A 15,212-nucleotide genomic window follows, 5' to 3' on the forward strand; every position below is an offset into this window, starting at 1 on the left:
TTTGCCCTCTCTTGTGGGCGGGCCTGGTAGCCGTGTCGGCAGACCGGACACAGTGCAGTGGTGTGGGGGAACGTGGGCTGGCTGGTACCGCATGAACGCATGAGCCATGAGGCTGGACAGGCGAGTGTCAGGCCGACGTCCGATGGGCGCTCACGCCCGCCCTTATGCGCACGACCTCTCAGCAAGAAACCCGGGCTGCTTTCCCTCGGTCATGATGCATGTGCCTCTGCTTGGTGCTGGCGCAGACCCACATTTGCATCGGTTGCAGCGCTGTAGTCGCCTCTGGATCGAGCATTTTCTCGGCGTACACAAATGCCGAGACACCCCCCACATCCTGGTACTGCTCTCGGCTCGGCAGGATGTTCGGTAAGTCTGTAGTCCTGCTGCTTCTGTGTACGCGTCATCAATCCTCCCCGGCTGGACTGCCCATTCATCATGGAGTGTCCATCGGGGTGGCGCCCAGTCTTATTGGCGTTGTCGGGTAAAGATCATGAGCGGAACTGGTGAGCCCACTCGGTCAGTCGCTCCCTTCCTTCATCTTCGAACAGCGCGTAACTTTCATACGTGGCAAACTCGCCCAGGTAGGCAGAGATATCCCGATGATCTCGGAAGACCATTACTCCGGTCTGCGTCTCAACCGTTGCTATGCGCTTGTCGTAGATTGTGAAGGTGTTCAATGGCGCCACAGGCATGTGGCCGCCCAAGGGGATCACCCCGACTCGGATATTGGGCAGCAAGCTGATCGACACCAATCGGTCAACTTGCATGGCCATCGCCTGGACAGGTAGGAACGGCCACCGGACGGCCTGTTCCGTCAGGATGAACGTGAAACGCTTCGACGTGTCATAAAGGACGGATTGCCGTTCCAGCTTCTTGGAAATCGCCTTGCTGTGGTCTCCGGGAATATGCGCCAGGCTGGCCCTCACGTATTCGGGTATCGCGAGTAGGCCAGTCACCATGGATAGCAGGAAGTACCGAAATTCGGTTGAGGAATGCTCGAACCCGGCCAGTTCGTTCTGCTTTTTCTCCAGGCCCGTGCGACGTTGGGACCACACGTCCTGCCATTCAGTGTTAGCGGTGCGGGCGATTGCTGCCACCTCTGAGGCAAGGTCAGGCGGGGCGTCCAACGCCCTCAGGATCAGCTCTACATCGACAAGACTCGGCGTCAGCTTTGCGCCTTCAATATTGCTGATCTTTGTTTGGGACATATTGCAGCGCTGAGCGAGCCGGGTCTGAGTGACCCCGGCTCGCTTGCGAAGCGCCTTCAGCATGTCGGCTAGGTCTGCTCTGGACTGGCCCAGCTCATTCGGCTCAAATGTCAAGGCCCTTCACGTACTCCTCAAAGGGCACCGACTCGGCCAGCGCGATGCGCTGATACTCGATGAACGGTGTCACGTCACCCTCGTACACTTCTCGACTGATCTGCGTTCCGTCCGGCTGATAGTGCATGAGGACGACTTCTTTCTTGTCGAACATCCAGAAGTCCTGGACGCCGGCCAGAGGGTTTTCCCGGTCGGTCACGTCCATGATTCGGATCTCCTCGCCTGCCCATGCATGGGGGCGGTAGTACATGAACTCGTACTGGAGATACGTGGTGAGGGGACGGGTCACAATGTGTACGCGCCCCTTGCTCTTTCCCTCGCGGCGCACCCTCTTGAGATCATCGGTGTACGCATTGGAGTGGGTGTGGGGATCGATGCGTTCGCCTGCCAGGTAGGCCCGGATCTCTTCTTCTTCCTGCGGAACCCGGTACTCAGGCAGCGTTTCGAGTCGCCACGCCTCGGTCTGGAAGTCATGGAACTTCGCCTGCCAGGCTTCACCATCCAAGAGCACGAACGGCCTCCTTGAGAACCGATTCCGGGATCTCTGCCAGAGTCTCGCCCTCCGGCGGCTGGAACGCGTGCGAGACGTCGCCCTGCACGATGATGGAGCCGCGTGGGGTCCGGTAGACGTTGGGGCAGTCATTCTGATTGCACTCCCCATTGCCGTTCCCCGTGAGCCGGGTCAGTTCCTCGCGCGCCATACTGAAACCCCCTCATGTCGACCCTTGTTGGGGCTCCTTGACACGAAGGTACGGAGGTTGCTCAATGACGTCCATGCGGCAACGCCAATATTCGCGTTGTCGGGTAAGGATCTTGAGCATGGCTGTGCTGGTGAGGCAGGACGTCGACCAGCCCGGACGCTAGGCGGTCGGCGGGCTGGGTGCCCGGTTGCTGGTGGTGATCAGTGAGCGTCCTTGCCGCTCGGAGACGACCTCTACGAAATCGCTGTGTGTGCTGGCTGGCAGCCTTGAACGTTCGGTGTTAACGGATCGGCCCGGGGTCCAATCCACCTCGGGGCCACCCGTCCGTCGATTGGTCAGAAGCGTCGACGGGCGAACGTCGTCGCCCACATGAGCTGACCGCGGGCGAGGCTGGCGGATGTGCGCGTATGTCTCGGCTTGCTTTCCGGTTGCCTACCGGTAGCTCTGACTAGCGGCCAGCGGCCAGCGGCAAGCGGCTCGCCCCTCGGTCAGCCGAGGCCTTCAACGAACCTATGAAGGCACACCACGCCTGCGCCCGCACGATCACCACGGGACCATGATCCCGCTTGGAGTCATGCACCAGCATCGCGTCCTCGCCCCGCGCGCACTCCACGCACTCGGTCCCACTGCCGCCGCTGTAGGAGGACTTGAACCACTGTTGCGTAGAGGCCGCCGTCATCAGGGCTCCTTGCTTATACGGTCGATGATGTCTGCCGAGGACTCAAGGTCGAGCGCCTGTGCACTGAGGTACTCGAATGCCAACCTATAGCGCTCCAGTTCTTTCGGCTTCTCCATGAAGAGCCCTCCGCCGAGCAAGTCGACGTACACCACGTCCAGTTCCCGTGCCGGACCGCGGAGGACGGCGAAGCTGCCGACTGCTGCTGCGTGCGCACCCTTTGCGAAGGGCAGTACTTGGACGGTGACGTGTGGACGTTCTGACATGGCCAGCAAGTGCCGCAGTTGTTCCTGCATCACACTGTGGCCGCCTACGGATCGCCGGAGCGCCGCCTCGTCGATGACGCACCAGATGTGCGGGGGTTCGTCACGCTCCAGCAGCTCTTGCCGCTTCATTCGAATATCGACCATGTGCTGGACTTCCCGTTCAGGGCACTGCATCTCAGATGCGCGGTGAACGGCCTCGGCGTAGGCACGTGTCTGAAGGAGCCCCGGGATGTACATGCACGCGTAGTGGTCCTCGCGGACGACCTCATCCTCCAGGGTGAGCATGAGATTCATGGACTCGGGGATCGGGTCGGCAAGCGACCGCCACCACCCCTGAATCCTGGCTCCTTTCGCGAGCTCAACCAGGGCCTGGCACTCTTCGTCTGATGCGCCGTACTCACGGCAAAGAGCATCCACCGCTGGCCACTTGACGGTGCCCTCCTTCGTCTCGTAGCGGCTGAGTGTCGCCTTCGAGATGCCGACCCGAGCGCCGGCCTCCTCAAGAGTTAAGCCCTTGGCCTCGCGTAGGCGACGCAGGTCAGCGCCGAGTTGGCGCCTTCGTGTGGTGGGTCCGACTGGCATGTTCAGCCCTTCACGTCGATCGGATCAGATCGTGCTGGTTGTGCTTCGGGGACGGCAAGGTGGCGTGCGCCGGGGGCGCGTGAAGCCGTGGTGCACCCCTCTCGGCTAGCGATGAGAGTTCCATTTTGAGAGTTTCAATGCAACTCTCAGTGTGTAGACAGTTGCGAACGGCTACTGCGGTGCAAGTGGAGGGGTTGTACGTGGACTGCGTCACCTGCATGCCTAGGAGGTCATGGGACCTCGCGTTTCTCGCCGAACCTGCGGAAGTGGCCCTCCTGCGCCGTGCCCTGCGGATGAACTTGGCCGCCTGGGGGCTGCAAGAGCTCTCCGACCCGGCCCAGGTCTGCGTGAGCGAACTCGTCTCGAATGTGATCAACCACGTGGGGCCAGGGACACCAACAACCCTCACCGTGTCCATGCTCGGTAGCCATCTTCGGATCGAGATCCACGATCCCGACACCCGGGCCCTACCGACGCTCGTCGACGCGCACGCGGACGTCGAAACAGGGCGCGGCATGGCGCTCGTGGATGCCCTTGCTGATCGCTGGGGCATCCACCTGCTTGCTGACCGAAAGGTGACCTGGTGCGAGTTCGCCACCGGGTTGAGCATGCCAAGTGCGGCTCAAACAATGCGTTTCGAGGCCGAGTGCGAGGCCAGTCGCGAACGGCCTCGACGCGTCACCCGGCCGCGATCGCAGAGTACGTCCACACGTCCGCCGGAATCGGGTGCCTCAGCCGCCATGTGATCGCCATTGGCTTACTGCCCGTGTGTGTGTCGTATTCGGCGGGGCCCAGCAGCATCCACGGCTGGGCCCCGCCAATGTCCGTGGACTTGTAGCGGCGTACGAAGAGCAGTACATGGCTGTCCTCAGCGACATGGTGCTGATACCGCAGGCCCGTGGGAGAGGTCTCCGATGTCTGGTTCTGCGACTCCCAATGGAAGAGTGTCTCGCTCAACGCGTAGTCGTGGTAGCGGGTCTGAGGAGAGAAGTCCTTCTCATCCTTTTCCAGCGTGATGAGGAGCGCGTCGGTCCTGATGGACTCGCACCACTTCACCCCTTCACGGAAGTCTCCCGGCATGAAGCCGCCAATGAAGGACTGGCCGAGAGCAGGGAGGATCTCCTCGCGGCTGTAGGAAGCGTGCACGGTGAGCGGAATTCCGGCCTCGCCGCCTATCCCCAGGAGCGGGATCGGAACGTGCTCGGTGTGAGCGAGGTTGTACGCCAACACCTGACGCAACTCGCTGCGCACCGCGTGCTGTTTGCGTAGCGCCGCAAACCCGGCGTCGTAGTGTGCAAAGCCCTTGCGCGTCACCCCACCGAGTGGCCACAGCTGGAAGAAGAGCATGCGGGCGTAGGCCTGTCCCTGCTCGTCAAGATCGCTGTACGCGGGGGCGTCATCTTCCAGCATCCGCGTGTATGCGGCCACCCGCAGCGGATCGTCTACATGGAGAAACGCAGATACACGCTTGAGGAGCGCTGCCTCACCGTCAGGCGCCTCGCCCTTGAGAAGTCCTGAGCGGCGCAGCAAGCCCGTCCAGGAGTTGCCGTTGCCCCGGTAGAGCTCCTTGAGCTCACGGCCGCTCTCTTCCAGGTAGCGACCGAGCTTTGGCTCAGCGTAGTCCGCGACTTCCCGGGCCAACGCGGTGACGTTGACGCCTATCTGATCCTTGATGTTGGCGATGATTGCTTTCCGCGCCTTCTCCTCAAGGATGATCTGGCACCCGGACGGGAGCTGCGGGAAGTCGTGCTCGATGTGATCCAGGAGCCGCTTGCGCGTCAGGTTGGTGAGTGCCCGGAATTGGTTCTCGAAGCGGAACTCCTTGCGGTGCTGTCCGATGAAGTCAAGGACGGTGAGGACCGCCTTGTCCTCGGTGCGTCGGAGCCCGCGGCCGAGCTGCTGCAAGAACACGGTGGCGCTGGAGGTGGGCCGCAGCAGGAGCAGGGTATCTACGTCGGGAATGTCGAGCCCCTCGTTGAAGAGGTCGACCGAGAAGATCACTTGTAGCGTGCCCAACTTCAGGTCAGTCAGCGCCTGCTTGCGTTGCTCGGCCGGTGTCTCGCCTGACAGGGCGATGGCGTTGAGGCCGGCCGTACGGAAGACCTCCGCCATGAAGTGTGCGTGGGCGACCGAAACGCAGAAGCCCAGCGCACGCATAGCACCCGGGTCCGCGATCTTTTCGTTGACGGCCTTCACTACTAGTCGGGCTCGCCTGGCGTCGCTCGACAGCATGTTGCTCAATGCGGTCGGGTCATACGCCCCGCGCTTCCACTCCACTGTGCTCAGATCAGTGGAGTCGCTGATGCCGAAGTAGTGGAAGGGGCTGAGTAGCTCATTTTCCAGCGCCTCCCACAGGCGCATCTCAGCGGCGATCCGACCGTCGAAGAACTCGTCCTGGATGTTCTTGCCGTCCATGCGCTCAGGCGTCGCCGTGAGCCCCAGCAGTTCCAACGGCTTGAAGTGGTCAAGGATCTTCCGGTACGTCGGCGACGTCCCGTGGTGGAACTCGTCGATCACGATCACATCGAAGTGGTCGGGTGAGAGGCGATCCAGCGCCTTCGCGTTGAGTGACTGCACGCTGGCGAACACGTGTGTCCAGCGCTCGGGAATCTCACCGCTGTGGAGTGCCTCGCCAAAGTTCGAGTCCACCAAGACATCTTGGTAGGTCCGCATGGACTGCTGGAGGATCTCCCTGCGATGAGCGACGAACAGCAGGCGCAGGTCGCGGCCGTGCTTCTTGCGGAGCTGCTTGTAGTCGAGCGCCGCCATCACGGTTTTGCCCGTGCCCGTAGCTGCGACGAGTAGATTCCGATGCCGGTCGTGCACTTCCCGCTCAACCTCCAGCCGCTCCAGCATGTCGCGTTGATGCGGATACGGCCGTACCTCCAGTCCGGACAACGTGATTCCGCGATCGGCGGTGGGGGTGGACGACGTACCCCCTGCAATCGCCAAGGCCTCGCGCAGGCGCTCCCCGTCAGCTGCGGGGTCGTACGCCTCGAACGACGGATCGCTCCAGTAGGCGTCGAAGGTGGCTTCGAACTTTCGCAAGACGTCCGGTGTGGCTACGGAGGACAGCCGGACGTTCCACTCCAGGCCATCGAGAAGAGCGGCCTTGGATAGGTTCGAGCTGCCTACGTACGCCGTGTCGTATCCACTGTCACGCCGGAACAGCCAAGCCTTGGCGTGCAGCCGCGTGGACCGGGTCTCATAGTTGACCTTGACCTGAGCGCCGAACTCTTCGACCAACCGATCCAGCGCACGTCGCTCGGTTGCGCCGATGTAGGTCGTTGTGATCACCCGTATTGGTACGTCTCGCTCGTGTGCAGCCCTCAGCGACTGCTCGATCATGCGCAGGCCGTGCCACTTCACGAAGGCGCAGAGCAGGTCTACGCGGTCGGCGGTGGCCAGTTCCGCCCGCAGTTCGAAGCCGAGGCTGGGGTCCTCTGGCGAGTTGGTGATCAGTGCTGCGTCGGATAGAGGGATGCCGGGGCGTACGGCGAAGACGCCTGGAGCCTCTTGCCGAGTCAGTGCGAGGAGCTGGCGGGGCCCGTCAGCTACGAGGTCCACCCACTCCTGCGCGCCCTCCAGTGTGCTGATGGACTCCAGGATGTGGTTAGCCGCGTACACACGTTCTTGGGCAGGGAGGCCTTGCAGTACTCGCTGCACCGTTCGTGCGACGTGTCGTGCGAGTACGTGCGGGACCGACTCAGCTCCGACCTCATCGCTCACAGGGCGCCAGCCAAGGCCAGCAAGCTCCTTCAACTGCTGCTCGAACCGCAGGGTGATGAGCGCCTCGTAGAGGCCCGCGACAGGCTGTGAAGGATCGATTGGCTTGGTCACGCCGGCTTCCCCCGCTCACTCGGACTGCTGCCTCTATGTCTAACAGAGGGGACCGACACCGAGGCACGTCGGCTGCCCAGAAGGATCACGGAGTGCAACTGGCCAACTTTCGTTTTTTGTTTGACATGAGTGATCGAGTCCGATCGAGTATGGGCTCGTGGAAATCGAACGGGTCATCGGTCCAATCGAAGGTGTCGCTGTGGGAGACGTCTTCCACCGCCGACTAGACGTAATGCACGCCAAGCTGCACCAGGCCAACCAGAAGGGCATCTCCTGGCTCAGGGATGAGGATGGCCTGCAAGTGGCCGATGCCATCGTTCTGAACGGTGGCTATGTGGACGACGACGACCACGGGACGTGGATGCGCTACACGGGGGCGTCGGAGGGCAAAGATCGGGATTCCGATACGGGGCGGCTGCTCCGCAGTCAGTCGTGGTCGAACGTTGACAATGCGGCACTCAAGCGTAGCTATGAGCGTGGATACCCGATCCGCGTCATTCGCGGCTATGAGGGTGATAAGCGCTACTCGCCGTCTGATGGCTATCGGTACGACGGCTTGTATAAGATCACGGCCGTTCGGACGGCTATCTCCATGTGGCCCGCTCCCGATGGCTCCGATGTTGAGATCTGCCAGTTTGATCTGGAGCAGTTGCCTGAGTGAGCAGCCTGAGTAGGCGGCGGAACCGCCGCCTCTACGGCGCTGGACTGCTCGTTGGCTTCAAGGCACCCATGGCCGCCCGGTTTTTGTGAGGGTGGCGGTTCCGGGGCGAGTGTCAAGAGCGCCCTTCGGGCGTCGGCTTTGCCGATTTCACTCTTGACACTCGCCCCTCCACCGCGGTGTTTTTCCTGGCCGGGCGGCCCAGGGGTGGGGCGGCGGGGACGGTGGGGAGGGGTGGCCGTTCGTGGCCGGGTGCGGGTCGGGTGCGGGTGCGCGGGGTGCGGCAGGGGGCCGGCTTTCTCTGGTTCGCGGAGTGATCCAGAAGGGGAGTGGCTAGGCTGCCCCGAGTGTGCGAACGTCTGTTCGCCGGGGTGGTGGGGGGAGAGAGAAGCGTGTTCGTCCTGCTTGCCTTCGCGGCTCTGTTCGCCGCCCCTGTGTGGGTCATCGCCGTGGTCGTCAAACTGCTGTCCGTTGTCTTGCCGGGTCGGCGTTCCGACTGGGGCGTGCGGCTAGTGCGCTGGGGCGCCGGTATGTCGGCGGCAGGTGCGGTCATGCTCCTGGTCATGGCGCTCGGCGCCGTCGAGCTGTCCGACCACGAGTCCCGGTCGGGGACGGACTCCTCGCCCGCACCTGCCTGCCGCGATGCCTCTCCCCACCTTGTGGAGCGCCTCGTTGGCCACCGTGCCTCGTATCTGCCACCGGCCTTCGACTGCGTTCTGGACGACGGGACGACGTATCCCAGTTCCGAGAGTTATGTCTGGCTCAATGGCCTCGCCGTCACGTGCGCGGCGGCCTCCGTGCTGCTGGCGGTGGGGGCCAGGTGCGCCACCCATCGGCAGGCGGAGCGGCAGATGGGCTAGCAGGGTGGGGTGCTGCGCAGGCGTGGCTTGGCGTGTGCGGTCTCCGCGATGGCCATGGGACATCGTGGGTATCCAGCGATGACCGCCTCCCCTCTGTTCAAGTTTGACTAGAGTGTGCGCATGGCTGAGAAAACCATTCCGATCCTGCCGTGCCGGACCATTCAGCCCGTTCTCGACTTCTACACCGCCCTCGGGTTCGAGGTGACCTTCCAGCAGAAGAGCCCCAACCCGTACGCGGTCGTGGAGCGCGCTGGCATCGAGTTCCAGTTCTTCGGGATGAAGCAGTACGAGCCGGCTGAGTCATTCAGTACGTGCTACGTCCGCACCGATGACGTCGACGGACTGCATGCCGCCTTCCGGACGGGACTCAAGGCGGCGTACGGGAGGATCCCGACCCGGGGGCTGCCGCGTATCGGGCCGCTCAAGGACATGTCGTACGGCGTGCGGCAGTTCCTCATGACCGATCCGGGCGGCAACTGCATCCGCATCGGGCAGCAGACGAGCGACGACCAGCACCACCGGCGCGCCCCCGAGGAGACCTACGCCCGTGCCCTCCACCATGCTTCCCTCCTCGCGGACTCGAAGGAGGACCCGGCGGGCGCCGCGAAGATCATCGACCGGGTGCTTCACCTTGAGGACGAGCGGCCCACGCCCGTCCAACTGCTGCGCCTCCTCGTGCTGCGAGCGGACGTCGCCTGGCGCCTCGGTGACGAAGGGACCGCGACGACGGCGCTCGCCAAGGCCGCCGCAGTCCATCTCACCGCCGAGGAGCGGGAGTTGGTTCACGACGACCTCAAGCGTCTTGAAGAGCTACTCAACTGAGGTCTGCTTACAGCCACTCGTTGAGGACGGCGACCAGCACGGTCGCCTCGTAGCGGACGGCGAGCTTGTCGTATCTCTTCTTGTCGAACTTCGGCGGCCGACCGCCGCGAGAGCCTAACCCTCCGTGCCGTGGCAGTCCCCGTACGTCCGTCCCGTCCCGCACCAGCACACCCCGGTCCGCTCCGGTGGCCACGCCACCGCCCGCCCCCGGGCCGCCAGCGTCGTCGCGTACTGGGGGAGGAGGGTCGGGTCGTCCGGGGAGGTGGCTTCCGAGGCTGCGAAGGCCTCGTAGGAGGGGACCGTGCCCGTTACGACGCCCAGGTTTGGCGTTCCCGAGGACGCCAGCTCTCGTAGTGACGCCTCTATCGTCGACAGGTGCTCCTCGTGGGACGGGTACTCCGAGGACAGGGCCGGGTACGCCGACAGGAGTTCCGTCAGCTCCGTCTTCGGCCAGTGCAGTACCGCCACCGGGAACGGGCGGGAGAGGGCCTCTCGGTAGGCGCCCAGCTCGGCTCGGAGGCGGGAGATCTCCGCCTCCAGTTCCGCCGGGTTGTCCGAGCCCAGGGACCATACGCGCTTCGGGTCGTGGAGTTCGTCCAGGGAGACCGGCATCGAGTGCAGGGTGTCGGCCAGGATGTCCCAGTCGTCGTGGGGGAGGCCCAGCATGCGGCGTACCCGGTGGCGGCCGAAGAAGAGGGGGTGCGTGGGCTGTGGGGGCGCCGACCCGTCCGTCAGGAGGAGGCGGGTGGCCTGCGTGAAGACCTCCTGCGCCGTTTCCAGCTCGTCGTGCGATTCGAGGGCCTCGGCCACGATCACCCAGGGGGCCGGGTCCCTCGGGGACGCCGTGCGGATGCCGTCGATGATCGCTCGGGCCTCCGCCTCGTGGCCGTACTCCCAGAGGTTCGAGGCCTTCAGGGCGCGGACCAGGAAGGAGTTCTCCAGGGCGTCGGGAGACGACAGCAGGCGGTCGTAGAGCGCGGTCGCGGCGGGGCGGTCGCCGGACAGTTCCAGGTGGGCCGCGGCCCGCAGCAGCAGGGCCTCGGCGTCCTCGGGGTAGAGGCCGGCGGTTCGCTCCAGGCGGGCCGCCTCGGCGGTGTGGTCGACGTTCTCGGCAGGCGTGTCGGGGCGCATGGGGGACACCGTACTGCCGAGTGGTGTCAAAGGAGAGTCAGGTGGTCGGGCGGTCAGGTGGTCGGGTGGTCAGGTGGTCGCGCGGGCGGGCCGTCGGACCGCGGGTGGTCGACAGGACCGGACCGGGCGGCTGCGGCACAGTGTGGGTATGGGTATGGAGGACATGGATCTTTTGGCGCGGGGGGCCGTGGCCACCCGGCTGCCCGCCCGGGATCTTGGGCGGGCCCGGCGGTTCTACTCCGAGAAGCTCGGGCTGGAGCCCGTCGACGAGCGGCCCGGTGGGCTGCTGTATCGGTGCGGGGGTGTGGAATTCGCCCTCTTTCAGTCGGCGGGGGCTTCGCCGGGGACCTTTACGCAGATGGCGTGGCAGGTCGACGACATCGATGGTGTGGTGGCCGTGCTCCGGCGGCGTGGTGTGGTGTTCGAGGTCGTCGACCTGCCGGGGTTGCGGACCGGGGAGGACGGGATCGCCGAGGTCGAGGGGCACTATCCGAGCAAGGGGGCGCGGGGGGAGCGTGCCGCCTGGTTCCGGGACAGTGAGGGGAATCTGCTCGGGATCGGGGAGCCCGTCCACAGCTAGACAGTCCTAGATCGTCACCCCGTCCACCTGCAATGTCTGCACCGCCCCCGCCGCGAACGGCACACTCACCGACTTGCCGTTCAGACGCGTGTCCGAGTACGCCCGGTAACGGTCCGAACCGCTCGTCGCCGTGTTCCAGCGCGGGACCAGGCCCCCCGACCCGCCCGTCACCGTCGAGAAGCGGGACAGGTCGAAGGTGAGCGTCTGTGCCGACGTCGACGTGTTCACCGCCACGATCACCAGGCGTCGCTCCGACGCCGAGTACGCCGCCACCGCGTAGCTCACGCCGGTGTCGATGATCGTCATCCCGGGGCGGATGTGGCGGCTGAACTGCGCCATGACGTAGTACTTCGGCTGGACCGTCGTCGGCTGCAGCGTGCTCGCGTTGTACGCGATCATCGCCCAACCCGTCGTCGGGTCCATGACCTGCCAGTAGCACCAGGCCGTGGGGTGCAGCCAGCGGAAGTCGTAGCAGAGGTTCCGGGCCATCGTCAGGCCCGTGCCGTCGCTGTCGCCCGTTTCCGAGTTCCAGAGCTTCTTGCGGGACGTCGTGACGACGTCCGTGTAGAGCAGGTCTCGGCGGCCGCCCGCGCCCTGGTAGCCGTGCACGTTGACCTGCGACACCAACGCCTTCGTCGACGAGCCGAAGGACGCCCACGTCGAACGTGCCGTGTCGTAGTTCGTCTCGTCCGACGCCGCGATGCGGATGCCCGTCAGGCCCCGCTTGTCCAACTCGCTGCGCATGTACGGGAGTACGGCGGCCTGGACCGCCGGGTCCATGTGGCAGCCCTCCTGTGTGCCCGTCGCCGTCCACCAGCTCGACGCCGGCTCGTTGAAGGGGTCGACCGTCGCGAAGTTCACGCCCCAGTTGTTGCGGGCGTACAGCGCGACCGCCGCCAGGTGGGAGGCGTGCTGGCGGTAGTTCCAGGTCTGGAGGTTGTTGCCGCCGTTCGCCGCGCCGGACGGGTTGTGGTTGTTGCACATCCACCACATCGGCGAGTTGGCGAACAGCTCGCTCACCGCGCCGCGCTGCGTCGCCTTCACCAGCGCCGCGCGCTGGTTCGCGTCCGCCGTCCAGTCCCAGGCCGAGGATGTGGGGTCCTCGTTGTGCCAGTCCTGCCAGAAGCCCTCGATCTGCTTGAACGCGGGGATGTTGGGAGACTCGACCATCGTCTCGCCGTTCACGCTGTTCCAGCTGCACGCGCCGAGGTTGTAGCGGGCGATGTTCAGGCCGAGGCCGGGCAGCGCCGTGCCGTTGTAGGTCACCGTCCTGGTCGTGAAGAACAGGTCGGCGAAGTCGTCCCGCGCGCCGAACACGTTCGCCCACCAGGCCAGGGACGTCCCCCAGCCCTCCCAGGTGCCGTACGACGTCGAGGGGTTCACGGCGATCGTCGCGTCCGCGTGTGCCGTACCCGTCGCCAGGGCGCTGGTGAACAGCGCGCCGCCCGTGGCCGCCAGCAGTGTTCTGCGTCGGATCATGGCTTCTCCGCCTCCATCAACGGCCGGTCGTCGAACCGGCGTCGGGGCCAGTCCCGTGGGGGTCGACAGGAAGCATCGGGTGTGGCGCAAGGGGTTGTCGAGGGTTACGACAGACCTTTCTCAAACCAGTTGAGGAAGGGTTCGAGGGGTCGGACGAGCACGCGCCAGGCACGGGAAAGGCACGGTTCGGGGCACGTGGGTATGGAGACCTCGCGCCCCGCCCCTTATCGTGCGGGCGGCCCCCCGTCCCGTACGACGGTGTAGGAGGCGACCGACATGCGCGTGCCCGTCGTGCAGCACGCCACCCGCCGTCGGCGTGCCCGGCGCCGACGCGTCCTGTGGGCCGGTGGCGAGGCCCTCGTCACCGTCGGGATCGTCCTGCTCCTCCTCGTCGTGCACCAGCTGTGGTGGACCAACCGGCAGGCGAGGGAAGGCGCCGAGCGGGAGGTGGCGGCGCTGGAGCAGGAGTGGGGCGGCTCCACGACCGGCGTTCCGGAGAGCGACCCGAAGGAGACCGCCGGCAGCGAGCCATCGCCCGAGCGGCGAGTCCCCACGCGGCGAGACACCCCCGTCTCGGCACCCCGCCCCCGCCCCTCCGACGCCTACGCCATCCTCGCCGTCCCCCGCCTGAACCTCCGCGTCCCCGTCGCCGAAGGCATCAGCAAGCCGCACGTCCTCAACAAGGGGTACGCCGGTCACTACCCCGGCACCGCACAGCCCGGCCACGCCGGGAACTTCGCGCTCGCCGGGCACCGCAACACCCACGGCGAGCCCTTCCGGTACCTCGACCGGCTCGGCGACGGCGACCGGATCGTCGTAGAGACGCGGTCGGCCGTGTACACGTACGCCGTCGACCAGACCGTCCCGCAGACCTCCGCCCGCGACACCGGAGTGATACGACCCGTGCCGCGCAGCCTCGTCCACCCCGGCCGGGGCTACCGCGAGCCCGGCTACTACATCACCCTCACCACCTGCACCCCCGAGTACACGTCCAAGTACCGCCTGGTGGTGTGGGGGACGCTGCTGTCCATGCGCCCGCGTTGAGGTATAAACGACAGGGATTGACGAAGGGAGCCAGGGATGATCCGGAAGTGCGCGAAGCCGCGCCCCGCCGTCCTGCTCCTGATCCTCTTCCTGGACCTCGCCCTGCTGGACGCCGGCACCCTCTCCGCCACCGTCGCGCTCGCCGCGACCGCCGCGGCCGGGTCGGCGCTCGCCGTCTGCCTGCTGGTCGCCGCGCGCTGCGCGCCCGCCGTGCCGCCCACGCGGGTGCGTACGGCCATCCGCGACCGGGACCGCCGTACGGCCTTCCTGCCCCAACGCGACCCGGACGCCAAGGGACGCACCCGCCCCCGAGCGCCCGGACACGCCCTCCTGACGACCGTCGCGTAGGGCACGCCACCTCAGCGCAACACCACACCATCGTGACCCCGCGCGGGTCGTCATGCCGCCATCCCTTGTCCCGGCACGACGAGACCCACGACGGAGGGCTCACCCATGTCCGTTTTCGCCACCCTGGTCGAGCAGTTGGCCGAGCTGCTGCAGCCGCTGTTCCACGCCTCCGCGGCCGCCGCCGCGATCGTCCTGTTCACCGCGTTCGTACGACTGCTGGTGCTGCCGCTGTCCCGGGCGGCCGCGCGCGGGCAGAAGGCGCGTACCGCGTTGCAGCCGAAGATCGCCGAGCTGCGGAAGAAGCACCGGAAGAACCCCGAGCGGCTTCAGCAGGCCGTCCTGGAGCTGCACGCCAAGGAGAAGGTGTCCCCGCTCGCGGGCTGTCTGCCCGGTCTGATGCAGTTGCCCGCGTTCTTCCTGCTGTATCACCTGTTCTCGAATCCGATGATCGGCGGCGAGGCGAACGCCCTGCTCGGTCATCAGCTGCTGGCCGCGCCCCTGGGGGACCGGTGGGTGGACGCGCTGGGTGACGGTGGGGCGTTCGGGGCGGCGGGGCTGGTGTACGTCGCGCTGTTCGCCGTGGTCGTGGTGGTCGCCGTGTTCAACTACCGCCGTACGAAGCGGACGATGGCCGCCGGCAGTGCCGTACCGGTGGACGGTGAGCAGCTGCCCGGCCTCGGCGCCGTCACCAAGGTCATGCCGTTCATGTCCTTCCTCACGCTCATCACCGTGGCGGTGGTGCCGTTGGCGGCTGCCCTGTACGTGGTGACCAGTACGACGTGGAGTGCCGTCGAGCGGGCTGTGCTCTACCGCTGAGCAACGGTGGCTACGGTCCAGTACGTGAACGGGGTATTGCGGACTGGACCGTCACCTTGGAGGATCGACCAGTCCTCCGATGGCTGC

At 65.7% G+C, this 15,212-nt stretch carries 16 protein-coding genes; 8 read left to right on the top strand and 8 right to left on the bottom strand.

From position 1 onward, the window contains the following. Positions 1-488 precede the first annotated feature (488 nt). From HJD23_RS26415 to HJD23_RS26435, 5 genes are all read right to left on the bottom strand, one after another. Entirely contained in the window at positions 489-1,322 is an 834-nt protein-coding gene (locus tag HJD23_RS26415; protein WP_171114071.1) for a helix-turn-helix transcriptional regulator, read from the bottom strand. Further along, positions 1,312-1,833, bottom strand: coding sequence for a DUF6879 family protein (locus tag HJD23_RS26420; protein ID WP_171114070.1), 522 nt, complete (start codon positions 1,831-1,833; stop codon positions 1,312-1,314). The genes HJD23_RS26415 and HJD23_RS26420 overlap by 11 nt, the downstream gene beginning before the upstream one ends. Then, positions 1,817-2,023 (bottom strand): hypothetical protein, encoded by a 207-nt coding sequence (locus HJD23_RS26425; protein WP_171114069.1) that lies wholly within the window; start codon positions 2,021-2,023, stop codon positions 1,817-1,819. The genes HJD23_RS26420 and HJD23_RS26425 overlap by 17 nt, the downstream gene beginning before the upstream one ends. Positions 2,024-2,471: 448 nt before the next feature. Continuing rightward, positions 2,472-2,702 carry a DUF397 domain-containing protein gene (locus HJD23_RS26430; RefSeq protein ID WP_171114068.1) on the bottom strand — a complete coding sequence of 77 codons (231 nt, stop codon included), beginning with the start codon at positions 2,700-2,702 and terminating at the stop codon, positions 2,472-2,474. Next, positions 2,702-3,547, bottom strand: a complete 846-nt coding sequence (locus HJD23_RS26435; protein ID WP_171114067.1) for a helix-turn-helix transcriptional regulator — start codon at positions 3,545-3,547, stop codon at positions 2,702-2,704. The genes HJD23_RS26430 and HJD23_RS26435 overlap by 1 nt, the downstream gene beginning before the upstream one ends. 200 nt (positions 3,548-3,747) lie before the next feature. On the opposite strand from HJD23_RS26435, the gene HJD23_RS26440 reads away from it, so the two are divergent. Further along, on the top strand, positions 3,748-4,293 hold the full coding sequence (locus HJD23_RS26440) for an ATP-binding protein (RefSeq protein WP_240980816.1): 546 nt from the start codon (positions 3,748-3,750) through the stop codon (positions 4,291-4,293). Here HJD23_RS26440 and HJD23_RS26445 read toward each other — a convergent pair. Next, positions 4,226-7,387 (bottom strand): DEAD/DEAH box helicase, encoded by a 3,162-nt coding sequence (locus HJD23_RS26445; protein WP_171114066.1) that lies wholly within the window; start codon positions 7,385-7,387, stop codon positions 4,226-4,228. The two genes, HJD23_RS26440 and HJD23_RS26445, sit on opposite strands and share 68 nt — an antisense overlap. Positions 7,388-7,544: 157 nt before the next feature. Here HJD23_RS26445 and HJD23_RS26450 point away from each other — a divergent pair, with 157 nt between their 5' ends. The 3 genes from HJD23_RS26450 (at position 7,545) to HJD23_RS26460 (ending at position 9,727) form a co-directional block, all read left to right on the top strand. Next, on the top strand, positions 7,545-8,048 hold the full coding sequence (locus HJD23_RS26450; protein WP_171114065.1) for a YDG/SRA domain-containing protein: 504 nt from the start codon (positions 7,545-7,547) through the stop codon (positions 8,046-8,048). 389 nt (positions 8,049-8,437) lie between these two features. Further along, positions 8,438-8,905 carry a hypothetical protein gene (locus tag HJD23_RS26455; RefSeq protein WP_171114064.1) on the top strand — a complete coding sequence of 156 codons (468 nt, stop codon included), beginning with the start codon at positions 8,438-8,440 and terminating at the stop codon, positions 8,903-8,905. A 120-nt stretch (positions 8,906-9,025) separates the two neighbouring features. Continuing rightward, on the top strand, positions 9,026-9,727 hold the full coding sequence (locus HJD23_RS26460) for a VOC family protein (protein WP_171114063.1): 702 nt from the start codon (positions 9,026-9,028) through the stop codon (positions 9,725-9,727). A 114-nt stretch (positions 9,728-9,841) separates the two neighbouring features. On the opposite strand, the gene HJD23_RS26465 is transcribed toward HJD23_RS26460, so the two are convergent. Continuing rightward, positions 9,842-10,858 carry an SEC-C domain-containing protein gene (locus HJD23_RS26465; protein ID WP_171114062.1) on the bottom strand — a complete coding sequence of 339 codons (1,017 nt, stop codon included), beginning with the start codon at positions 10,856-10,858 and terminating at the stop codon, positions 9,842-9,844. A 148-nt stretch (positions 10,859-11,006) separates the two neighbouring features. Here HJD23_RS26465 and HJD23_RS26470 point away from each other — a divergent pair, with 148 nt between their 5' ends. Further along, positions 11,007-11,438 carry a VOC family protein gene (locus HJD23_RS26470; protein WP_171114061.1) on the top strand — a complete coding sequence of 144 codons (432 nt, stop codon included), beginning with the start codon at positions 11,007-11,009 and terminating at the stop codon, positions 11,436-11,438. A gap of 6 nt (positions 11,439-11,444) precedes the next feature. Here HJD23_RS26470 and HJD23_RS26475 read toward each other — a convergent pair whose 3' ends face one another. After that, positions 11,445-12,917: a glycoside hydrolase gene (locus HJD23_RS26475; protein ID WP_171114060.1), complete on the bottom strand. Its 1,473-nt coding sequence runs from the start codon at positions 12,915-12,917 to the stop codon at positions 11,445-11,447. A 276-nt stretch (positions 12,918-13,193) separates the two neighbouring features. Here HJD23_RS26475 and HJD23_RS26480 point away from each other — a divergent pair, with 276 nt between their 5' ends. From HJD23_RS26480 to HJD23_RS26490, 3 genes are all read left to right on the top strand, one after another. Continuing rightward, positions 13,194-13,961: a class E sortase gene (locus HJD23_RS26480; protein WP_171114059.1), complete on the top strand. Its 768-nt coding sequence runs from the start codon at positions 13,194-13,196 to the stop codon at positions 13,959-13,961. Between the two features lie 36 nt (positions 13,962-13,997). Then, entirely contained in the window at positions 13,998-14,309 is a 312-nt protein-coding gene (locus HJD23_RS26485) for a DUF6412 domain-containing protein (RefSeq protein ID WP_171114058.1), read from the top strand. 105 nt (positions 14,310-14,414) lie between these two features. Continuing rightward, a complete protein-coding gene (locus tag HJD23_RS26490; protein ID WP_171114057.1) occupies positions 14,415-15,125 on the top strand; it encodes a YidC/Oxa1 family membrane protein insertase in 711 nt (236 codons plus the stop codon). Positions 15,126-15,212 lie beyond the last annotated feature (87 nt).

Origin of the sequence: Streptomyces sp. Z423-1 (assembly GCF_013009255.1) — a bacterium.
GTDB classification, from domain to species: domain Bacteria; phylum Actinomycetota; class Actinomycetes; order Streptomycetales; family Streptomycetaceae; genus Streptomyces; species Streptomyces gossypiisoli.

What these genes read in the sequence shown, in the direction of transcription:
- HJD23_RS26480 (WP_171114059.1), top strand. Translation starts at nt 13,194, where the DNA reads ATGCGCGTGCCCGTCGTGCAGCACGCCACCCGCCGTCGGCGTGCCCGG.
- HJD23_RS26470 (WP_171114061.1), top strand. Translation starts at nt 11,007, where the DNA reads ATGGGTATGGAGGACATGGATCTTTTGGCGCGGGGGGCCGTGGCCACC.
- HJD23_RS26425 (WP_171114069.1), bottom strand. Translation starts at nt 2,023, where the DNA reads ATGGCGCGCGAGGAACTGACCCGGCTCACGGGGAACGGCAATGGGGAG.
- HJD23_RS26430 (WP_171114068.1), bottom strand. Translation starts at nt 2,702, where the DNA reads ATGACGGCGGCCTCTACGCAACAGTGGTTCAAGTCCTCCTACAGCGGC.
- HJD23_RS26435 (WP_171114067.1), bottom strand. Translation starts at nt 3,547, where the DNA reads ATGCCAGTCGGACCCACCACACGAAGGCGCCAACTCGGCGCTGACCTG.
- HJD23_RS26485 (WP_171114058.1), top strand. Translation starts at nt 13,998, where the DNA reads ATGATCCGGAAGTGCGCGAAGCCGCGCCCCGCCGTCCTGCTCCTGATC.
- HJD23_RS26460 (WP_171114063.1), top strand. Translation starts at nt 9,026, where the DNA reads ATGGCTGAGAAAACCATTCCGATCCTGCCGTGCCGGACCATTCAGCCC.
- HJD23_RS26475 (WP_171114060.1), bottom strand. Translation starts at nt 12,917, where the DNA reads ATGATCCGACGCAGAACACTGCTGGCGGCCACGGGCGGCGCGCTGTTC.
- HJD23_RS26490 (WP_171114057.1), top strand. Translation starts at nt 14,415, where the DNA reads ATGTCCGTTTTCGCCACCCTGGTCGAGCAGTTGGCCGAGCTGCTGCAG.
- HJD23_RS26465 (WP_171114062.1), bottom strand. Translation starts at nt 10,858, where the DNA reads ATGCGCCCCGACACGCCTGCCGAGAACGTCGACCACACCGCCGAGGCG.